We start from the raw sequence: 17,527 nt of genomic DNA on the forward strand, positions 1-17,527 counted from the left end.
CCCGGATCAAGCGTCATGCACGGCAATGGATCCTCGCCTTCCCGGCCAATACCGTCGCCTTTACCGCCTTCACCCGTCTCCATACGGCCTGGTCCACGCCCTGAAGTGTTCCTGAGCACCAAACCCCGTCGAGAATGCCGTCAGACGGCAGGGATTCCTTCGCTCGCATGCTGAAAAAGTCGCCTCTCAACACCTGAAAATACCTCCAGCCACCTCGGTTTGCCGCCCTGACAGGGCCAACACGCAGCAATTCGCCATCTCCTGACCCACAAAAATCATCCCTGGCGCTGACCTCACAGGAAGGTCACGGATTCAGGCGTAAAGCGCATCAATTTTCCATGGACCAGGCAGGCTGCCTCGGCCGTTACCGGAATGGGGCATGCGTACCCATTCATCCCTCCCAGCCTGCCGGGCCACCCATGGCCCTGTTTGTCAAGCAGTTTAACGGTTAAATCCGCAAACGGATAGGTTCCGGTGAATGGCCGGCCGGTAAATCCGGGAAGCACGCCATCCATGGGTGCCTCGGCCTGGCCAAAAGCGTCAGGCGTGCCGCGCATCGGCCAAACCCCGCTTCGCGACGTCCCCGGTTTGTCCCCATCCAAGCTATAATCAAGATGATAAAACCTATCACGAAGTTCAGGGGGCCATACCCGACATGCGCAGAACTTGGTGGGGGACCATACTACTGCTGTTGAACGGCATCCTTGCCGGCCCGGCGTTGGCCGGCCCGCCCCCTGCACCTTCTGCCCAGGAGCCAACCATGCAGATCCATTCCAGTGCCTTTGCCAACAATGGCATCATTCCGCACCAGTACACCTGCGAGGGGACGGACCTTTCGCCACCCCTGCGCTGGGAGGGTCTCCCCGCCGGGACCCAAAGCCTGGCCCTCATCGTCGAAGACCCCGACGCTCCGGACCCTGCCGCCCCCCAGCGCATCTGGGTGCATTGGGTCCTGTACGACATCCCCGCAGGCATCCATGATCTCCCCGCCGGAGTGCGGAAGCTTCCGCCCGGCACCCGGGAAGGCATCAACGACTGGCAGCGCACCGGTTATGGCGGCCCCTGTCCGCCCATCGGTCGGCACCGCTATTTTTTCCGGCTCTATGCCCTGGACACGATCCTGCCCGACTTGCAGGATCCCGACAAGGACCGCCTCCAGGTGGCCATGCGCGGCCATATACTAGCCGAGGCCACCCTCCTGGGCCGCTATGCCAAGGGCGATCGCTAAGTCGCGATGCCTTCTGGTTACCTCTTTTCTGCACGGCAAAGTAGCGTCACAACGGCCGCCCCGGCTTGGTTTATGGAGAGCAGGCGGACGTTCCTGCCGTTCCCATCTACCGCCTGGTCTGCGCCAGGAGAGTGCGCAGTTCGGGGAGGGAACGGGTGTTGAGCACATCCTTTTTCTCCAACCACCCGCGCCGCGCCTGCAAGACCCCCCAGCGCAGGTGATCGAAATCAAAGCGGCTATGGGCATCGGAGTTGACGGCCAGCAACACCCCCTCCTCCTTGGCCCCCTGCGCCTGGATGTCGGGCAGGTCCAGGCGTTGGGGCTGGGCGTTGACCTCCAGGAAGACGCCGCGCTCCCGAGCGTGGCGGATGATGCGCGGCAGGTCCAGATCCATGGCCGGACGACTGCCAATGAGGCGGCCGCCGGGATGGGCGAGGAGCGTGAAGGCGGGGTGATCCATGGCCTTCAATACCCGCGCCGTCTGGCGGGCGCGCGGCAGGTCGAAATGGGAATGCACCGCGCCGATGACGATGTCCAGGTCGCGCAACAGGGCATCGGGAAGATCCAGGCTGCCGTCCTCCAGGATGTCCACCTCGCAGCCCTTGAGCAGGGTGAAGCCCCGGAGCTTGCCGTTGAGAAGATCGATCTCGTCCATCTGCCGGCGCAGGCGCAGGGGATCGAGGCCGTTGGCCACCCGCAGGGCGCGGGAATGGTCGGTGATGGCCAGGTATTCCCAGCCCCGGGCCTGGGCGGCCGCGGCCAGGTCCTCCAGGCGGTCATGACCATCGCTGGCCGCACTATGGCAGTGCAGATCGCCGCGCAGATCCCCTTCCTGCACGAGATGGGGCAGCTTGCCCAGCGCCGCCGCTTCGATCTCCCCGCGGTTTTCCCGCAGCTCGGGCTCGATATAGGGCAAACCCACCGCCGCGTACACCGCTGTCTCCGTTTCGCCGGCGACCCGCTCCTTGCCCCGGAAGATGCCGTATTCGTTGACCTTGAGCCCCAGCCCCTGGGCGCGGCGGCGGATGGCGATATTATGACTCTTGGAACCGGTGAAATAATGCAGGGCAGCGCCGAAGGATTCCGCCGCCACCACTCGCAGATCCACCTGCAGATGGGAACGCAGGACGACCGTGGCGCGGGTGGGGCCCTGGGCGAAGATTTCCGCCACGTCCTCGTGATGCACGAAGCGCTCCATCACCGGGCTGTCGAGCCGGGCCGTGACCACCAGATCGAGATCCCCCACCGTCTCCTGCCCACGGCGAAAGCTGCCGGCCACCACCGCCTCCTGCACACCGGGAACGCTCCGCAACAGACGCAGCAAATCCTCAGCCACCGGGGCGGCCTGGGCGATGGAGACACGCGGGATCCGGGAAAGGTGGGCGGTGAGGAGCTCCAGGATGCGCAACTCGGTCTTCTCGCCAAATCCCGGGAGCATGCGGATCCTGCCCGCCCGGGCGGCCGCGGCCAGGTCCTCCAGGCTCTCCACCTGCAAGGCCTGCCACAAAGCCTTCACCCGCTTCGGCCCCAGGCCCGGCACCTGCAGCAGTTCCGTCAGGGCTGGCGGCTCCTGCTTTTCCAGTTGCTCCAGAAAGCGGCAATGGCCGGTCTCCAGGATCTCCACGATCTTTTTGGAGAGATCCTCGCCAATGCCCGGCAAATCCCGGAGGTCCTCACCCCGTTCCACCATTTCCCCAAGATCCCGGCTGAGGCCCTGAATCAGCCGCGCCGCATTGCGATAGGCCCGCACCCGGAAGGGGTTGGCATTCTCGATCTCCAGCAGATCGGCAATCTTGCTGAAAACCGCGGCAACTTCGGCATTATGCTTGGGCATATCAGCTCCACCTTCGGGTAAAAACCTGCCTCCGCCTAAACCCTGCCTGGTTAGGACTATTTTTATCTTAACGCGCTCTGCCCTTGAAAAATACTCATCGCATCCTGATATAGGCATTAACCAGGGAGGAACCGGCCATGACCCGTATGCGACCAGCCGCCGTGGCGGGTGCTTTTTACCCCGCTCAGGCGACGATTCTGAACAAAGACTTGCAACATTATCTCCACGAGGCGGGCGCCCGCCTGCCCAGCGGCCAGGAGGGGTCACCATGGCCCAAGGCGCTCATCGTACCCCACGCCGGTTATGTCTACTCCGGGCCCATAGCGGCCAGCGCCTATAGCTTGCTGGCTCCGGGCCGGGGAAAAATCCAGCGGGTCGTCATTCTCGGTCCAGCCCATCGCGTGCCCTTTCGGGGCATCGCCCTGCCTGGCGCGGACGCCTTCCAGACCCCCCTCGGGACGTTGCCCGTGGATCGCGCCGGGGTCGCCGCCATTGCGCACCTGCCCCAGGTCCTGGAATTGCCCATCGCCCATGCGCAGGAACACGCCCTGGAAGTGCAACTGCCTTTCCTGCAAGAGGTCCTGGGGCAGGTGTCCATCCTGCCTCTGGTGGTGGGGGAGGCGAGCCCCAGGGAAGTGGCAGAAGTGCTTGATGTCCTATGGGGTGGGCCGGAAACCGTCATCCTGATCAGTTCGGACCTTTCCCATTACCACCCCTATGCCGAGGCGCGCAACATCGACAGCGCCACGGTCCAGCAGATCCTGCGCCTCGACAGCACGCCCATCCATCATGAGCAGGCCTGTGGTGCCACACCCATCAATGGCCTCTTGCAGGCTGCCCATCGTCATCACTTGCAGCCGCGCTTGCTCGATCTGCGCAATTCCGGCGATACCGCCGGGAGTCGGGACGCAGTGGTCGGCTACGCGGCCTTTGCCTTCTTTGCGGAGCCCACAACGCCATGAGCGACATGCAGCAAACATCTCAAGAACACCGTTCTGGTCAGCTTCCGGAGAATGCCGGCCCGGTTTTGCTGGAACTGGCCCGCACGTCCATCGCCGCGGCCCTGGGCCAGACAACGGCGCCCGTCCCCGTCGCCAACTGGCTGCGCGAGCCGGCGGCGAGCTTTGTCACCCTCAACCAGCGGGGCGCCCTGCGCGGCTGCATCGGCAGCCTCATCGCCCATCGTCCCCTCGGCGAAGACATCCGCGCCAACGCCCTGGCGGCGGCCTTTCATGACCCCCGCTTTCCGCCCGTGAGCACGACAGAGTGGCTTAGCGTGCAAGTGGAAGTGTCGGTCCTGTCTCCGCTGGAACGGCTGACCGTCCGCAACGAAGTCGACCTGATCGCCCAGATTCAGCCGGGCAGGCATGGCCTCCTCCTGCGTTACGGGGCCTATCAGGGCACCTTCCTTCCCCAGGTTTGGGAAGAGTTGCCGGAGCCCAAACAATTCCTGAGCCAACTCAAGCGCAAGGCCGGGCTCCCGCCCGATTTCTGGTCGCTGGAGCTGGAAGTCTATCGCTACCATGTCGAAAAATGGCGCGAGCCCCAGGCTCCCGCCGGGAAGGCAACATGAATACCGAAAACGCCGAACATCCCGAAGGGCGGCACCCCGCCCGCTACTGGCATCGGCTGGAGGACGGGCGTATCCAGTGCGACCTCTGCCCCCGCGACTGCCGGCTCAATGACGGTCAGCGCGGTGCCTGCTTCGTGCGTCAGCGGGTGGGCGACGAGATGGTGCTCACCACCTATGGACGATCCTCCGGCTTTTGTGTGGATCCCATCGAAAAAAAGCCCCTGAACCACTTTTATCCGGGCAGCAGCGTCCTGTCCTTTGGTACCGCAGGCTGCAATCTCGCCTGCAAGTTTTGCCAGAACTGGGACATTTCCAAATCCCGGGAGATGGACCGACTGCAGGACCAGGCCAGCCCCGCGGCCATTGCGCAGACAGCCCTGGACCTGGGCTGCAAAAGCGTCGCCTTCACCTACAACGACCCCATCATCTTTGCCGAATACGCCATGGACACCGCCGATGCCTGCCACGCCCAAGGCATTCAGACGGTGGCGGTGACGGCGGGCTATGTGCATGCCGAGGCCCGGCGGGATTTCTTTGCCAAGATGGACGCCGCCAATGTCGATCTCAAGGCCTTTACCGACGAATTCTATTACCGGCTGACGGGCGCCCATCTCGCGCCGGTGCTGGAAACCCTGGAATATATCGTCCGGGAGACCTCCACCTGGCTGGAGATCACCACCTTGCTCATTCCCGGCCATAACGACTCGGAGGACGAAATCCGCGCCGAATGCGCATGGATCATGGAGCATTTGGGCCCCGACGTGCCGCTGCATTTCTCCGCATTCCACCCGGACTACCGGATGCCCGATGTGCCGCCCACTCCTGCCGCCACCCTGACCCGGGCACGGCAGATCGCCCTGGAGGCGGGGCTCCATTATGTCTACACCGGCAACGTCCATGACGCCGCGGGGGATACCACCTACTGTCCGGGCTGCGGCGCGCCATTGATCACCCGGGACTGGTACGAGATCCTCAGCTACCATCTCACCCCCGATGGTCATTGCCCCCATTGTCAGCATCCCATCGCCGGACGCTTCGAGAGCCGGGTCGGCCGCTTCGGGCGCCGCCGCATCCCCTTGCGCATGGGCGGCTGATGCCAACTGCCGATCCGGGAGAACGGTTGCCGTGTCATCTCCTCAGGGAAAGGTGACTCCCGCCCGCTGCCAGATGGGCAGCACCCCATCGGGCAGCGGCAACAGGCGGCCAATGGCCGCATGACCCATGTCGGGCCCATGAAAATCCGATCCCAGGGAGCCCGCCATCTCCAGCTCTTTGGCCAGCCGCCCCAAGTGCTCACGATCCCCTGCCGCCTGACTGCCCGAAGAGACCTCCAGTCCCGCTCCGCCCTCTGCCCGGAACTCCGTCAGCAAGGCCCGCAACTGCGTCCCGCTCAACTTGTACCGTCCGGGGTGGGCCAGCACCGCCACCCCCCCGGCATGGCGTATCCACGCCACCGCCTCGGGCATGGGGATCCAGTCGCTGGGCACATAGGCCGGGCAGCCGCGGCCCAGGTAACGGGCAAAAGCCTCGGCCGGGTCGCCGCAATGGCCCTGCCGCACCAGCCAGCGCGCAAAGTGGGTGCGTCCCACCATGGGGCTGCCGGCCATGTTCCGCGCCCCCGCGGCCGCATCGGCAATGCCCTGCCCCGCCAGCAATCGGCTTATCTCCTCCGCGCGCCAGTCGCGAAAGGCCATCACCCGCGCCAGCCCCGCCTGCAGGACCTGATCATCCGGATCGATGAACAGACCGACGATATGAATGCCCTGGTCATGCCAAACGCTGGAGATCTCCACGCCCCTGATCAGGGTCATCTCCAGCGCAGTAGCAGCGCGTTCCGCCTCGGCCAACCCCCCGGTATTGTCATGATCCGTCAAGGCCATCACCCGCACCCCCGCCCCATGGGCGCGGCTCACCAGCGCCGTCGGCGTAAGGGTGCCATCGGAGGCCAGGGAATGCATGTGGAGATCAATGGGAGAAAAGGCGAGCTGCGCTGAAGAAGCCATGACGGAATCCTGAAAAACAGCAAAAAGAGGGTTACGCCGCAGAGCGGCGAAGGAAAGTCCTGTGCTACCATACCGCATTGATCATGAATTGGCATTTTTTAGGAGAATCTCGTGCCCCTAGACATGGACATCCGCAACGCCCAGGCGCGCTTCGAGCAGTACGCCAAGCCCATTCTGGGCGCCTTCGCCAGCGCCGCCATTCCCACGGGGGAGCAGATCACCCCGCCCATGCTGGTGGATGCCCTGCGCCAGCTCTTCGCCCTGCTCGGCACCGACGTGTCCACCTGGGACCCTTCCTTGCCGCCCGACGAACCCGAGCGCGTTGGCGACATCGCCATCGGCCTGCTCATGGATCTCGCCACCTGGGCGGAGCGCCTCCAGGAACGCCAGGCCAAGGCCGCCATGGAACTCGTTGCCGTCAGTATCGCCGCCTGGGTCATCTCCCAACACGGGCAGATCCTCACCCTTGAACCCATCGTCAACGGCTTGGCCGCCCTGGCCAACACCCGAAGCGAAGCGGCTGCGCTTTACCCCCTGGCCATCCTCATGGGGCAGGTGGCCGATGCGGCCACGGCGCAGTTCGCGGCGGATCTCGACAGCGTCGATCCCCACCGCCCCTGGCGCATTTTGCTCATCAACTGGGGCATCACGGCCACCCGCGCCCATAGCCCCCAGGAAATGACCAGGGCCTTCCAGGCCATTCGCCATCACCTTCCCGCCGACGCCCGCGCCTTCTTTGCCGAAGGCCGCCAGCAGGTGGAACAGGGCGACTTCCCCGACGCCGTGCGCGCCGTCATGATCCAGGCCGCCGATGCCATCGAGCACAGCCTGCACTAACAGCAGCCGTCGGCTGCACTTTTTATGGTCTTACTCCGGGAGAATGAAGGACATCCGCCATGGCAATCTATATTTTCGATACAGAAACCACCGGCCTCAAAGAGCCCGAGGTAATTGAGGCGGCCTGGTTGCGGGTTGATCCGTCACCCTCCCAGGCCAAAACCGCCGATATCGTGGTGCAACGCTACCGTCCGGCCAAGCCCGTTGAGTTTGCCGCCATGGCCGTTCATCACATCCTGGATGAAGACCTGAGCGAATGCCAGCCCTCGTCCTCCTTTTGCCTGCCGAACGACGTCGCCTGCATCATTGGTCACAACATCGACTTCGACTGGGGCGTGGCCGGCAAGCCGGATATCCGGCGCATCGATACGGATGCCATCAGCCGGGTCCTGTGGCCGGAAATGACCTCCTACAAACTGACCGCCTTGCTCTACGCCCTGACCCCAACGGAGAAACGCCCCGCCTTCCGCGACCGCATGCGCAACGCCCACAATGCCGGCGTGGACGTATGGGCCAACTGGAAGTTGCTTTTGCACATTTTCAACAAACGCAAGGACTTGCAGAACTGGGACAAATTATGGGCTTTTTCGGAGGAGTGCCGGGTGCCCAGAGTGATGCCTTTTGGGCGGCATAAAGGGGTTCCGTTTTCGGAAATTCCCGACAGGGACCTCCGCTTCATCCTGGGTTACGATGATCTGGACGACTATTTGCGCCTCGCCATCGAAACGGCATTGGGGAAAAACGGGCCCAAGTAAACATCTTCGGGTCCCTGGCGGCGAGTCATCGGCAAGCCAGGCCGGCTGTTGGCGGGTGCTTTTTGCTCCGAATCGGGATCCATGGCAATCCCTGCCCGGCTTATTTGCCGACTGCCCCATGGGTTTCTGCCCCATAACGGTGATGAAGCGCCAGATTGAGCTTGAGTACATTGACGACGGGTTCACCGATAAGCCCCAGAAAAGGTCCCGTGGTATTATCGCGCACCAATTGCCGCAAGGTGGTTTCGCTGATGCCGCCGGCATGCGCCACCCGCGGCACTTGATAAAGGGCCGCAGCCACGCTGATATCGGGGTCCAGACCGCTTCCGGAAGAGGTGACCAGGTCGACGGGGATAGGACCCTTTGCCTGGGGGTCGGCCCTCTGCAAAACCCGGATACGCTCCCGGACATGCCGTATCAGTTCCGGATTATTGGGGCCGAGATTGGAGGCGCCGGAATTTTCCGCATCATAGGGCAGCGGCGATGTTGCCGAGGGCCGGCCCCAGAAATACTGCGGCCCAGCAGAATACTGCCCGATCAAACTGGAGCCCAGCACCCGGCCGTCCTGGCGTAGGAGGGAGCCATTGGCCTGCTGGGGAAAGAACAATTGGGCAATTCCCGTGACTACCAGGGGATAGACCATGCCGGTGCTGACCACGAGAAGCAGAAAAATGACCAAACCGGCACGCAGGGAACGAAGCATGGGCAATCCTCCTTACAACCAGGCCAAAATGAGGTCGATGAGCTTGATGCCGATGAATGGAGCAATAATCCCACCCAGGCCATAAATGAAAAGGTTACGCCGCAGCAGCGCCTGGGCGGCGACGGCCCGGTATTTCACCCCCTTCAAGGCCAGGGGGATCAGGAAAGGAATCACCAGGGCATTGAAGATCACCGCTGCCAGAATGGCGTGCTCCGGAGAACTGAGCTGCATGATGTTGAGGGCCTGAAGCTGCGGATAGGTGCTCACGAAGGCCGCCGGGATGATGGCGAAATATTTGGCCACATCGTTGGCGATACTGAAGGTGGTGAGGGAACCGCGGGTCATGAGGAGTTGCTTGCCGATGCGCACGATCTCCAGCAGCTTGGTGGGGTCCGAATCCAGGTCCACCATGTTGGCGGCCTCCCGCGCGGCCTGGGTGCCGCTGGCCATGCACACGGCCACATCGGCCTGGGCCAGGGCCGGGGCATCATTGGTTCCGTCTCCGGTCATGGCCACCATGTGGCCCTCGTCGTGGTAGTCGCGGATGCGGGCGAGCTTGGCTTCCGGTTTGGCCTCGGCGAGGAAATCGTCCACCCCCGCCTCGGCGGCGATGGCGGCGGCGGTGAGGGGGTTGTCGCCGGTGACCATCACCGTGCGGATACCCATCCTGCGCAATTCGCCGAAGCGCTCCTTGATGCCGCTCTTGACGATGTCCTTGAGTTCCACCACGCCCAGGACATGGCCGTCCAGCGCCACCACCAGGGGCGTGGCCCCGGAGCCGGCAATGCGCTCCAGATCACCGTCCACCGTCTCGGGCCAATCACCGCCCTTTTCCTTGACCCAGGCCTTGATGGCATCCGGCGCGCCCTTGCGCCAGGATTTTCCCTTTTCGTCTACCCCGCTCATGCGGGTTTCCGCCGTGAAAGGCACCCACTGGGCATCCCCGCTCAGCGCCTCGCGATGCTCCGGGAAGCGCTTTTCCGCCAGCACGACGATGCTTTTGCCCTCGGGTGTCTCGTCGGTAAGGGAAGACAGCCGGGCAGCCTCCGCCAAGTCTTCCTCCACCACGCCGGGAACGGGATAAAAGGCGGCGGCCTGGCGGTTGCCATAAGTGATGGTGCCCGTCTTGTCGAGGAAAAGGATATCGGCATCACCCGCCGCCTCGATAGCCCGTCCCGACTTGGCCACCACATTGGCTTGCAAAAGACGCATGATGCCGGCAATGCCGATGGCCGGGAGCAGGGCACCAATGGTGGTGGGAATCAGACAGACCAACAGGGCCACCAGGACGGTGGTACTGATCACCCGGCCGGCGTGCTGGGCGTAATGGACGCTATACCAGGAGAAGGGATACATGGTGACCGTCACCACCAGAAACACGATGGTGAGCAATACCAGGAGCACGGCCAAGGCGATCTCGTTGGGTGTCTTGCGCCGGGCGGCGCCCTCCACCATGCGGATCATGCGATCCAGAAAGGTCTCGCCCGGCGCGCTGGTGATCCTGACCACCAGCCAATCGGACAGGATGTGCGTACCGCCGGTAACGGCGCTGCGGTCGCCGCCGCCCTCGCGGATCACCGGGGCGCTTTCACCGGTGATGGCGCTTTCGTCCACCGAGGCCACCCCCAGGATGGCCTCGCCGTCGGCGGGGATGGCATCTCCTGCCTCCACCACGACCAGATCACCGGGCCGCAACGTCGCGCCGGCCACCTCCTCCCAGGGCGCATCCCGACGCGCTTCCCGGAGGCGCTTGGCGGTCACCTCCTGCCGGGCCTGGCGCAAACTGGCCGCCTGCGCCTTGCCCTGCCCTTCCGCCAAGGCCTCGGAAAAATTGGCGAAAAATACCGTCAACCACAGCCAGAAATCGATGGCCAAGGCGAAACCCGCCATGGACCAGTGTTCCTTCAGCAGATCGTCCAGGCCGATGGCCAAGACCAAAATGGCGCCGATATACACGACAAACATCACCGGGTTGCGGATTTGCTTGCGCGGATCCAGTTTGTAGACACTTTCCTTGAGGGCCTCCCGCCCCAGCCGCCGCCAGGAAAAAGTCGCTTGGTGTATATGATGCTTCGTCATTTCTCTTTACCTCAGTGCGCAAGGATGGGAGCGCTGAGCGGCGGGGTCGCCAATTGCTCGGCAATGGGACCGAGGGCCAGGGCGGGAATGAAGTTCAAGGCACCCACCAGCAATACCACCCCGATGAGGAGGCCCACGAAGAGGGGGCTGGCCGTCCGGAGCGTCCCGGCGCCCGCGGGAATGCGTTTTTTGCGGGCTAGGGAACCGGCCATGGCCAGCAGGGGCAGATAGGCCAGGTAGCGATTGAGGAGGATGCACAGACCGGTGATGATGTTGTAGAAGATGGTATCGGCATCCAGGCCACCGAAGGCGCTGCCGTTATTGTTGGCGGCGCTGGTGAGGGCATAGAGGATTTCCGCGAAGCCGTGGGGGCCGGGATTCACGGCCCCTTCCCGCCCACCCAGCGTGCCGACGGCAACGGCAGTCCCGATGAGCACCAGAAGGGGCATGATGAGAATGGCCAAAGAAGCCATCTTGATCTCGTAGGATTCGATCTTTTTGCCCAGGAACTCCGGGGTGCGGCCGATCATGAGGCCTCCCAGGAACACCGCAATCACCGCAAAGGCCAGCATGGACGCCAAGCCCGTCCCCACCCCGCCGGGCGTCACCTCGCCCAGTTGCATGAGGAAGAGGTTCACCATCCCCGACAGGGGCATGAAGGAATCATAGGCGGAGTTCGCCGCCCCCGTGGAGGTGCCGGTGGCCATGGCGCCGAAGAGGGCGCTGCCCGCCACCCCGATACGGTCTTCCACTCCCTCCATGTTGCCGCCCCCCGCCAGGGCCGGCGTATGGGCCTGATCCACAGAAAGAGCCGCCAGTTGGGGATTGCCGGCCAAGTCCGCTTTTTCGCTCCACAAGGCCAAAGGCGTGAAGAGCAACATCATGGCGGCGAGTATGGCCCAGCCCTGCCGGCGATCTTTGACCTCGTGGCCGAAATAAACGGCCAGGGCAAAGGGGATGAGAAACATGGCCACCATCTGGAAGAAATTCGTCAGGGCGGTGGGATTTTCAAAGGGATGGGCGGAATTGGCGCCAAAAAAGCCGCCGCCGTTGGTGCCCAGGAGCTTGATGGCCTCTTGGGAGGCCACCGGTCCCATGGCGATGACCTGCTCCGTGACGGCCTTGCCATTTTCTCCGAAGGGTTGGATCAGATGCGCATGGACGTAGGCAGTGAAATTCTGGATGGCCCCCTGCTCCACCAGGAACAGGGCCCCAAGGAGGGACAAAGGAATCAACAGATACAAGATGCTGCGGGTCAAATCCACCCAGACATTGCCGATGCCGTCCTTCTCCGCACGGCTGAAGCCGCGGACCATGGCAACGGCTAGGGCGATGCCCGAGGCAGCGGAGAGGAAGTTCTGCACCGCCATGCCCAGCATCTGGCTGAGATAACTCATGGTGCTTTCACCGCTATAGTCCTGCCAGTCGGTGTTGCTAATGAAGCTCGCCGCGGTATTGAAAGCCGAAGGCGCCGGAAGATCCGGAAAATGCTGGGGATTCAAGGGCAGATATCGTTGCAGCAGAAGGAGGAGGAAGAGGAAAGCACCGCCGATCGCATTGAACAGAAGCCACAGCAGGGCATAGCGCTTCCAGGACATTTCTTCCTGGGAATCGATCCCGGCGAGGCGATAAAAACCGTGCTCCACGGGCGCCAGAATGCGGAAAGCCCAGCATGGGCTGCCGGAGAAGATCTTGGCCATATACCCCCCCAGGGGCCAGGCGAGGATGATGGCGATCAACAGGACCATCGCCGTCAAAAGGAGCGCGGCATTCATAGAAAACGTTCCGGATTAAGGAGAAAGAACAAAAGGTACACGAGCAGGCCCACGGCTAGCCCCAGGCCGATCCAGGTAAATATTGTCATTACCACTCCCTCATGCGATCCAGTAGCTCCACGAAACCAGCCGCCAGGAAAAATGGCAGTAGCAGTAGGAGCAAATAGGCGATGACCATTGCTGCTTCCCCTCGTAATGGATGCCGGGAAAGCGCCGCGCTTCCCTGCTCTGCTCTTAAGGTAATGCCCAAGGCCGTAAAAAATCCATAAAAAAGGCATAAAATATCCGTCAAACAGGCGGACCGGACCCCAAGCCCCGGCGCTTGGCTGCCACACCCCCTTGGGCTATCATCCTCCCCTACGCTCGGCGCGAGGCGCTGCGCCCCGCCGTGATCATGGGCACGCTGCTCTTATCCAGGGATCAGCGTGCAACAGAGAGGAGAGAGTAGCAATGACGGCCTTGACCATGTCCGGCATCCACGGCCTCCTTACGGTGGGGCTGCCGCTGCTTTTGCTCTTGGGCGGTATGTTGCGTTACCTCATCCCCGGTTGCTTCTCCCTTCCGAACCGGCAAACATGACTCTCCAGCCGCGAACGGCATCGGCAGGAGCCGGGGCATGGGCATAGAAGAAGACGAACGTCCCAATCCCGACGCCCTCCTGGCGCAAGTGCAGGCGGAAGAGCGCAGCCAGGAGCGGGGACGCCTGAAGATCTTTTTCGGCGCCGCCCCGGGAGTGGGGAAAACCTATGCCATGCTCCGCTACGGCCAACAGGAAATGGCCAAGGGGAGCGATGTGGTGGTGGGCATCGTGGAGACTCACCAGCGCAGCGAAACCCAGGCCCTGGCCGACACCCTCCCGATCCTTCCCCGGCGGCGGGTCCCCTACAAAAACATCACCCTGGAAGATTTCGACCTGGATGCCGCCCTGGCGCGCCGCCCCGCGCTGCTGCTCGTGGACGAGCTGGCCCACAGCAACGCCCCGGGTCTGCGCCACAAAAAACGCTGGCAGGATGTGGAAGAACTCCTCAACGCCGGCATCCACGTGGCCACCACCGTCAATGTCCAGCACCTGGAAAGCGTCAATGAGACCATCCGCCAGATCACCGGCATCCAGGTCCGGGAAACCGTGCCCGACCGGATCATTGCGGAGGCCGACGAGCTGACCCTCGTCGACATCAGCGATGAGGATCTCCTGCAGCGCCTCAAGGAAGGCAAGGTCTATCTCGGCGAGGGCGGGCAACGCGCCATGGCGAATTTCTTCCGCAAGGGCAACCTCATCGCCCTGCGCCAACTCGCCCTGCGCCTGGCCGCCGACCGGGTGGATCTGGAATTGCGCAACTTCCGCAACCGCAACCCCGAAGAGGGAAGCCGCGCCGGCGGTCGTGACCGGATCCTGGTGGCGGTGAGCGGCCGACCGGAGGATGAGCACCTGGTGCGCGCCACCTATCACCTGGCGACGGCCCAACGGGTGGAATGGCTGGCCATCCATGTGGATACCCCCAAAGGGCTCCTGCATCGGCCCCAAGCCCAGGCCTGGGTATGGAACCACCTCCATCTGGCGGAAATCCTCGGGGCGGAAACGGCGCGGCTCACTGGCGTCAATGTGGCCGACGAGATCCTCGCCTACGCCAATTTACGGGATGTTACCCAAATCGTCGTCGGACAGTCGCAGGGCTTGCGCAAATTCCTGTGGTGGTGGCCGGGCTCCCTCATGGCCAAGCTGCTGAGCAGCGAGCGCAGGATGGATGTGGTCATCCATCCCTTGCCGCGCAAAGGGGCTCCCGGCGAAGAACGGCGCTCCCTCAACCGCCAGTACCTCGGCATGGTGGACAGCCCGGAGCGCCGCCGCAAGCGCAATATTCAGTACCTCATCAGCGCCGCGACGGGCGCCGCCCTGAGTGGATTGGCCGCGCTCATGGGAAGCTACCATCTGGGACTGGCCGGCATCTTTGTCCTCTATCTCCTGGGGGCCGTCGGCACGGCCCTTTTCTATGGCCGCTGGCCCGCCATCATCACCCTCTCCGTGGCGGTAATCACCTATTATTCCTTTGGACTGAGCCGCAACCTGCCCACCACCTTGGGTTCCCTCCTATCCTTCTCCATCATCCTGTCCCTTTCCCTCCTGATCAGCCAACTGGTAGCGCGCTCCCGCGAACAGGAAACCATGGCGCGCCTGCGCGAACGAAGGGCACGGAATCTCTACCAATTGGTGCAAGATCTCAGTCGCGCCCGCAAGGTGGAGGACATCCTCCAAACCAGCATAGACCAGCTCCACCGTACCTTGGGCATCAGCGTCGCCTTTTGGCTGCCCCCCGACAACGCGGCGGCGGGAGAGCATTTGCATCTTTTCCCTGAAGATATGGAATTGCCTGCCTCCAAACGCCACCTTTTTGCCGCCGCCCACTGGAGCTACCTCAACAAGAAAAATGCCGGCATGAGTACGGATACCTTGCCCGATCTGCCGGCCCTCTTCATGCCCATGCTATCCGGCGATACGCCTCTGGGAGTGATGATGGTGACGGATCTGGACCTGCGCCGCGCGCCATCGGATTGGCTGCGCTTTTTGGAGACCGTAACCCGCCTCGTCGGCGTGGCGCTGGAATCGGCGCGGTCCTTCACCCAGCGCCGAGAGGTGGATGTCCGCCTGCGCGTGGAGCAACTGCAAAACGCCCTCCTCGGCGCCGTCTCCCATGACCTGCGCACGCCCCTCGCCGCCGTACTGGGGGCCGCCACCACCCTGCAGCGCAATGCCGACAGTCTTTCCCTGGAGGAGCGGGACTCCCTCATTAAAAATATCCGCGGCCAGACGGAGAAGATGTCCGGCATGGTAGAGCGCATACTGCACATGGCCGCCCTGCAATCGGGCCGGCTCGAACTCAAGAAGGACTGGGTACCCCTGGATGACCTCCTGGTCGCGGCGCGGGACCAGATAAAAAACCTCTGTAGCGAGCGCGAATTCCGGGTGCGCATCCCGCGCGATCTCCCCCTCCTGCATGTCGATCCCCAGCTCATTGAGCAGACCCTCGCCAATCTCCTGGAAAATGCCTGCAAATATACGCCGGCAGGAACAATGATCGAGGTGGAAGCCCGCACCACGGAGAGCGAGATCGAGGTTTGCGTCATCGATCACGGCTATGGGGTCCCGCCGGGCCGGGAAGAAGAAATATTCACCCGCTTCAGCCAGGTAAAGCCACCCATCGGCGAAGGCGGCAGCGGTCTCGGCCTGGCCATCTGCGCCGCCATTGTCCAGTTGCATGGCGGCAAGATCTGGGTACGGAACAGGGTCATGGTGCGGGGCGCCGTTTTCTGTTTTACCCTGCCGCTGGAGCAGGAGCCGCCGGCGCCGGCGAAGGATGAATGAGGAATGGAATCCCCCGTGGAAATCCTGATCATCGAGGACGACCAGGGAATCGGCAACTTCCTCCAAACGGCCCTGCGTCACGAACCCCAATACCAGGCGCGGCACACGGCTACCCTGCGGGATGCCTGGCGGGAGATGGAAAAACGCCAACTCCATGGCGGCGAGCCCTTTGCGGTGATTCTTCTGGATCTGGGGCTGCCCGATGGCAATGGCCAGGACTTCATCACCCGGGTACGCGCCCGGTACGCCGACGGTCCCCTCATCATCGTCCTCTCCGCCCGCAACAACGAAGCCGACAAAATTCAGGCCCTGGATGCCGGAGCCGACGACTACCTGGCCAAACCCTTCACCATCGGCGAACTCCTGGCCCGCCTGCGCGCCCACCTGCGGCGGCGCGGATCGGCGGAGCCGGCGGAAAAGATTTGGCGGGTCGGAGGGCTGGAAATAGACGACAGTGCCCACACCGTCAAAAAAAATGGCGATGAGGTGGCCCTCACCCCCACCGAGTACCGGCTTTTATGTCTCCTTGCCGAGCATCGGGGCAGCGTCCTCTCCCATCGCAAGATTCTTTCTTCCATCTGGGGAGACAACAACCGCGAGCAGGCCCACTATGTGCGTATCTATGTCAAGCGATTACGGGAAAAACTCGAGGACGACCCCGCCGCACCGGAATATATCCGCACCGAACAGGGCACCGGTTACCGCCTGTGCAGCGGACGGACGGAGTCTTGATATCCATGGCAATGTCCGGCGGCCCATGCGCCTCTCCCATGCCGGAAGACCTCCTGCCATCCACTACCGGAATAATCACGTCATAAAAAAGAGGCGCAATGTTATCCCGTAACTATTTGATTATTAATGTGGTGCCCAGGGCCGGACTCGAACCGGCACGGGAAAACCCGAGGGATTTTAAGTCCCTTGCGTCTACCGATTTCGCCACCTGGGCATGGCTACAAAGATGTGGAGGCTGAGGTCGGAATCGCTTTATTGATCTGGGTATTTTGTCGATGGATTATTTGATGATCCTAACTGCTTATGTCACCCAAATATGCCAACGCCAACGGTGCTTCCTCCGCTACGCGAACCCCTTACCTATGGCGATTATCCATGGGTCACGGCCAACAGTCAAAAATGCAGCCGGCGCCACGGGCCGGGCAATGAAATAATCCCGGCGGATGCGGGCAGATCCGGATGAGCGTCGAGGACGGCCTGCAGGTCGGACCGAAAGCACTGGTCCAGAAGATCGCGGGCGCTGATATCCTCTGAGACGCGCAAGGGGGCATTGCATTCCATGCCGTCCCGTCCGCCCGGCCAGCGGCGTCCCTGGAAGCCACGCCGGTCCGGGAACATCCCCCACTTGACCTGTTTCATTAATGCGC

At 62.9% G+C, this 17,527-nt stretch carries 16 protein-coding genes and 1 tRNA gene; 9 read left to right on the forward strand and 8 right to left on the reverse strand.

The window, feature by feature from the left end; translation table 11 throughout:
* Window positions 1-760 precede the first annotated feature (760 nt).
* A complete protein-coding gene (locus ACP5MM_RS04515; RefSeq protein WP_427934169.1) occupies window positions 761-1,228 on the forward strand; it encodes a YbhB/YbcL family Raf kinase inhibitor-like protein in 468 nt (155 codons plus the stop codon).
* A 106-nt stretch (window positions 1,229-1,334) separates the two neighbouring features.
* Here the strand turns inward: ACP5MM_RS04515 and polX are convergent, their stop codons facing one another.
* Window positions 1,335-3,062, reverse strand: a complete 1,728-nt coding sequence (polX, locus tag ACP5MM_RS04520; protein ID WP_427934170.1) for a DNA polymerase/3'-5' exonuclease PolX — start codon at window positions 3,060-3,062, stop codon at window positions 1,335-1,337.
* Between the two features lie 137 nt (window positions 3,063-3,199).
* Between polX and amrB the strand changes: the two genes are divergently transcribed.
* The 3 genes from amrB to amrS are packed head-to-tail and all read left to right on the forward strand — an operon-like array spanning window position 3,200 to window position 5,729.
* Window positions 3,200-4,024, forward strand: coding sequence for an AmmeMemoRadiSam system protein B (amrB, locus tag ACP5MM_RS04525; protein ID WP_427931791.1), 825 nt, complete (start codon window positions 3,200-3,202; stop codon window positions 4,022-4,024).
* Window positions 4,021-4,635: an AmmeMemoRadiSam system protein A gene (gene amrA, locus ACP5MM_RS04530; protein ID WP_427931789.1), complete on the forward strand. Its 615-nt coding sequence runs from the start codon at window positions 4,021-4,023 to the stop codon at window positions 4,633-4,635. The genes amrB and amrA overlap by 4 nt, the downstream gene beginning before the upstream one ends.
* Window positions 4,632-5,729, forward strand: a complete 1,098-nt coding sequence (amrS, locus tag ACP5MM_RS04535; RefSeq protein ID WP_427931787.1) for an AmmeMemoRadiSam system radical SAM enzyme — start codon at window positions 4,632-4,634, stop codon at window positions 5,727-5,729. The genes amrA and amrS overlap by 4 nt, the downstream gene beginning before the upstream one ends.
* A 42-nt stretch (window positions 5,730-5,771) precedes the next feature.
* On the opposite strand, the gene ACP5MM_RS04540 is transcribed toward amrS, so the two are convergent.
* Window positions 5,772-6,638: a PHP domain-containing protein gene (locus tag ACP5MM_RS04540; RefSeq protein ID WP_427931786.1), complete on the reverse strand. Its 867-nt coding sequence runs from the start codon at window positions 6,636-6,638 to the stop codon at window positions 5,772-5,774.
* A 111-nt stretch (window positions 6,639-6,749) separates the two neighbouring features.
* Between ACP5MM_RS04540 and ACP5MM_RS04545 the strand changes: the two genes are divergently transcribed.
* Together ACP5MM_RS04545 and ACP5MM_RS04550 are read left to right on the forward strand one after the other, a co-directional pair.
* Window positions 6,750-7,475 carry a hypothetical protein gene (locus tag ACP5MM_RS04545; RefSeq protein ID WP_427934171.1) on the forward strand — a complete coding sequence of 242 codons (726 nt, stop codon included), beginning with the start codon at window positions 6,750-6,752 and terminating at the stop codon, window positions 7,473-7,475.
* A gap of 59 nt (window positions 7,476-7,534) precedes the next feature.
* Entirely contained in the window at window positions 7,535-8,230 is a 696-nt protein-coding gene (locus ACP5MM_RS04550; RefSeq protein WP_427931783.1) for a 3'-5' exonuclease, read from the forward strand.
* Window positions 8,231-8,330: 100 nt separating this feature from the next.
* Here the strand turns inward: ACP5MM_RS04550 and kdpC are convergent, their stop codons facing one another.
* Genes kdpC through kdpF form a run of 4 tightly spaced genes read right to left on the reverse strand, consistent with a single transcriptional unit; the run spans window position 8,331 to window position 13,065 of the window.
* Entirely contained in the window at window positions 8,331-8,933 is a 603-nt protein-coding gene (gene kdpC, locus ACP5MM_RS04555; protein WP_427931781.1) for a potassium-transporting ATPase subunit KdpC, read from the reverse strand.
* A 12-nt stretch (window positions 8,934-8,945) separates the two neighbouring features.
* Window positions 8,946-11,012: a potassium-transporting ATPase subunit KdpB gene (kdpB, locus tag ACP5MM_RS04560; RefSeq protein ID WP_427934172.1), complete on the reverse strand. Its 2,067-nt coding sequence runs from the start codon at window positions 11,010-11,012 to the stop codon at window positions 8,946-8,948.
* 11 nt (window positions 11,013-11,023) lie between these two features.
* On the reverse strand, window positions 11,024-12,787 hold the full coding sequence (gene kdpA, locus ACP5MM_RS04565) for a potassium-transporting ATPase subunit KdpA (RefSeq protein ID WP_427934173.1): 1,764 nt from the start codon (window positions 12,785-12,787) through the stop codon (window positions 11,024-11,026).
* On the reverse strand, window positions 12,784-13,065 hold the full coding sequence (kdpF, locus tag ACP5MM_RS04570; protein WP_427934174.1) for a K(+)-transporting ATPase subunit F: 282 nt from the start codon (window positions 13,063-13,065) through the stop codon (window positions 12,784-12,786). The genes kdpA and kdpF overlap by 4 nt, the downstream gene beginning before the upstream one ends.
* A 172-nt stretch (window positions 13,066-13,237) precedes the next feature.
* Between kdpF and ACP5MM_RS04575 the strand changes: the two genes are divergently transcribed.
* The 3 genes from ACP5MM_RS04575 to ACP5MM_RS04585 are packed head-to-tail and all read left to right on the forward strand — an operon-like array spanning window position 13,238 to window position 16,880.
* Window positions 13,238-13,366 (forward strand): hypothetical protein, encoded by a 129-nt coding sequence (locus ACP5MM_RS04575; protein WP_427931776.1) that lies wholly within the window; start codon window positions 13,238-13,240, stop codon window positions 13,364-13,366.
* A gap of 37 nt (window positions 13,367-13,403) precedes the next feature.
* The gene (locus ACP5MM_RS04580) at window positions 13,404-16,148 is read left to right on the forward strand and encodes an ATP-binding protein (protein ID WP_427931775.1); all 2,745 of its coding nucleotides are present in this window, start codon (window positions 13,404-13,406) and stop codon (window positions 16,146-16,148) included.
* A gap of 3 nt (window positions 16,149-16,151) precedes the next feature.
* The gene (locus ACP5MM_RS04585) at window positions 16,152-16,880 is read left to right on the forward strand and encodes a winged helix-turn-helix domain-containing protein (protein ID WP_427934175.1); all 729 of its coding nucleotides are present in this window, start codon (window positions 16,152-16,154) and stop codon (window positions 16,878-16,880) included.
* A gap of 129 nt (window positions 16,881-17,009) precedes the next feature.
* On the opposite strand, the gene ACP5MM_RS04590 is transcribed toward ACP5MM_RS04585, so the two are convergent.
* A tRNA-Leu gene (locus ACP5MM_RS04590) sits at window positions 17,010-17,094 on the reverse strand.
* Window positions 17,095-17,273: 179 nt separating this feature from the next.
* A complete protein-coding gene (locus tag ACP5MM_RS04595) occupies window positions 17,274-17,519 on the reverse strand; it encodes a hypothetical protein (protein WP_427931771.1) in 246 nt (81 codons plus the stop codon).
* Window positions 17,520-17,527 lie beyond the last annotated feature (8 nt).

Source organism: Acidithiobacillus sp. (assembly GCF_049965315.1).
GTDB lineage: Bacteria > Pseudomonadota > Gammaproteobacteria > Acidithiobacillales > Acidithiobacillaceae > Acidithiobacillus_B.

Excerpts from the sequence above, each read along its gene's own strand:
- amrS (WP_427931787.1), top strand. The coding sequence starts at position 4,632 with ATGAATACCGAAAACGCCGAACATCCCGAAGGGCGGCACCCCGCCCGC.
- ACP5MM_RS04595 (WP_427931771.1), bottom strand. The coding sequence starts at position 17,519 with ATGAAACAGGTCAAGTGGGGGATGTTCCCGGACCGGCGTGGCTTCCAG.
- ACP5MM_RS04580 (WP_427931775.1), top strand. The coding sequence starts at position 13,404 with ATGGGCATAGAAGAAGACGAACGTCCCAATCCCGACGCCCTCCTGGCG.
- ACP5MM_RS04540 (WP_427931786.1), bottom strand. The coding sequence starts at position 6,638 with ATGGCTTCTTCAGCGCAGCTCGCCTTTTCTCCCATTGATCTCCACATG.
- ACP5MM_RS04515 (WP_427934169.1), top strand. The coding sequence starts at position 761 with ATGCAGATCCATTCCAGTGCCTTTGCCAACAATGGCATCATTCCGCAC.
- kdpF (WP_427934174.1), bottom strand. The coding sequence starts at position 13,065 with ATGCCTTTTTTATGGATTTTTTACGGCCTTGGGCATTACCTTAAGAGC.
- amrA (WP_427931789.1), top strand. The coding sequence starts at position 4,021 with ATGAGCGACATGCAGCAAACATCTCAAGAACACCGTTCTGGTCAGCTT.
- ACP5MM_RS04575 (WP_427931776.1), top strand. The coding sequence starts at position 13,238 with ATGACGGCCTTGACCATGTCCGGCATCCACGGCCTCCTTACGGTGGGG.
- polX (WP_427934170.1), bottom strand. The coding sequence starts at position 3,062 with ATGCCCAAGCATAATGCCGAAGTTGCCGCGGTTTTCAGCAAGATTGCC.
- kdpB (WP_427934172.1), bottom strand. The coding sequence starts at position 11,012 with ATGACGAAGCATCATATACACCAAGCGACTTTTTCCTGGCGGCGGCTG.
- kdpA (WP_427934173.1), bottom strand. The coding sequence starts at position 12,787 with ATGAATGCCGCGCTCCTTTTGACGGCGATGGTCCTGTTGATCGCCATC.
- ACP5MM_RS04585 (WP_427934175.1), top strand. The coding sequence starts at position 16,152 with ATGGAATCCCCCGTGGAAATCCTGATCATCGAGGACGACCAGGGAATC.
- ACP5MM_RS04550 (WP_427931783.1), top strand. The coding sequence starts at position 7,535 with ATGGCAATCTATATTTTCGATACAGAAACCACCGGCCTCAAAGAGCCC.
- amrB (WP_427931791.1), top strand. The coding sequence starts at position 3,200 with ATGACCCGTATGCGACCAGCCGCCGTGGCGGGTGCTTTTTACCCCGCT.
- kdpC (WP_427931781.1), bottom strand. The coding sequence starts at position 8,933 with ATGCTTCGTTCCCTGCGTGCCGGTTTGGTCATTTTTCTGCTTCTCGTG.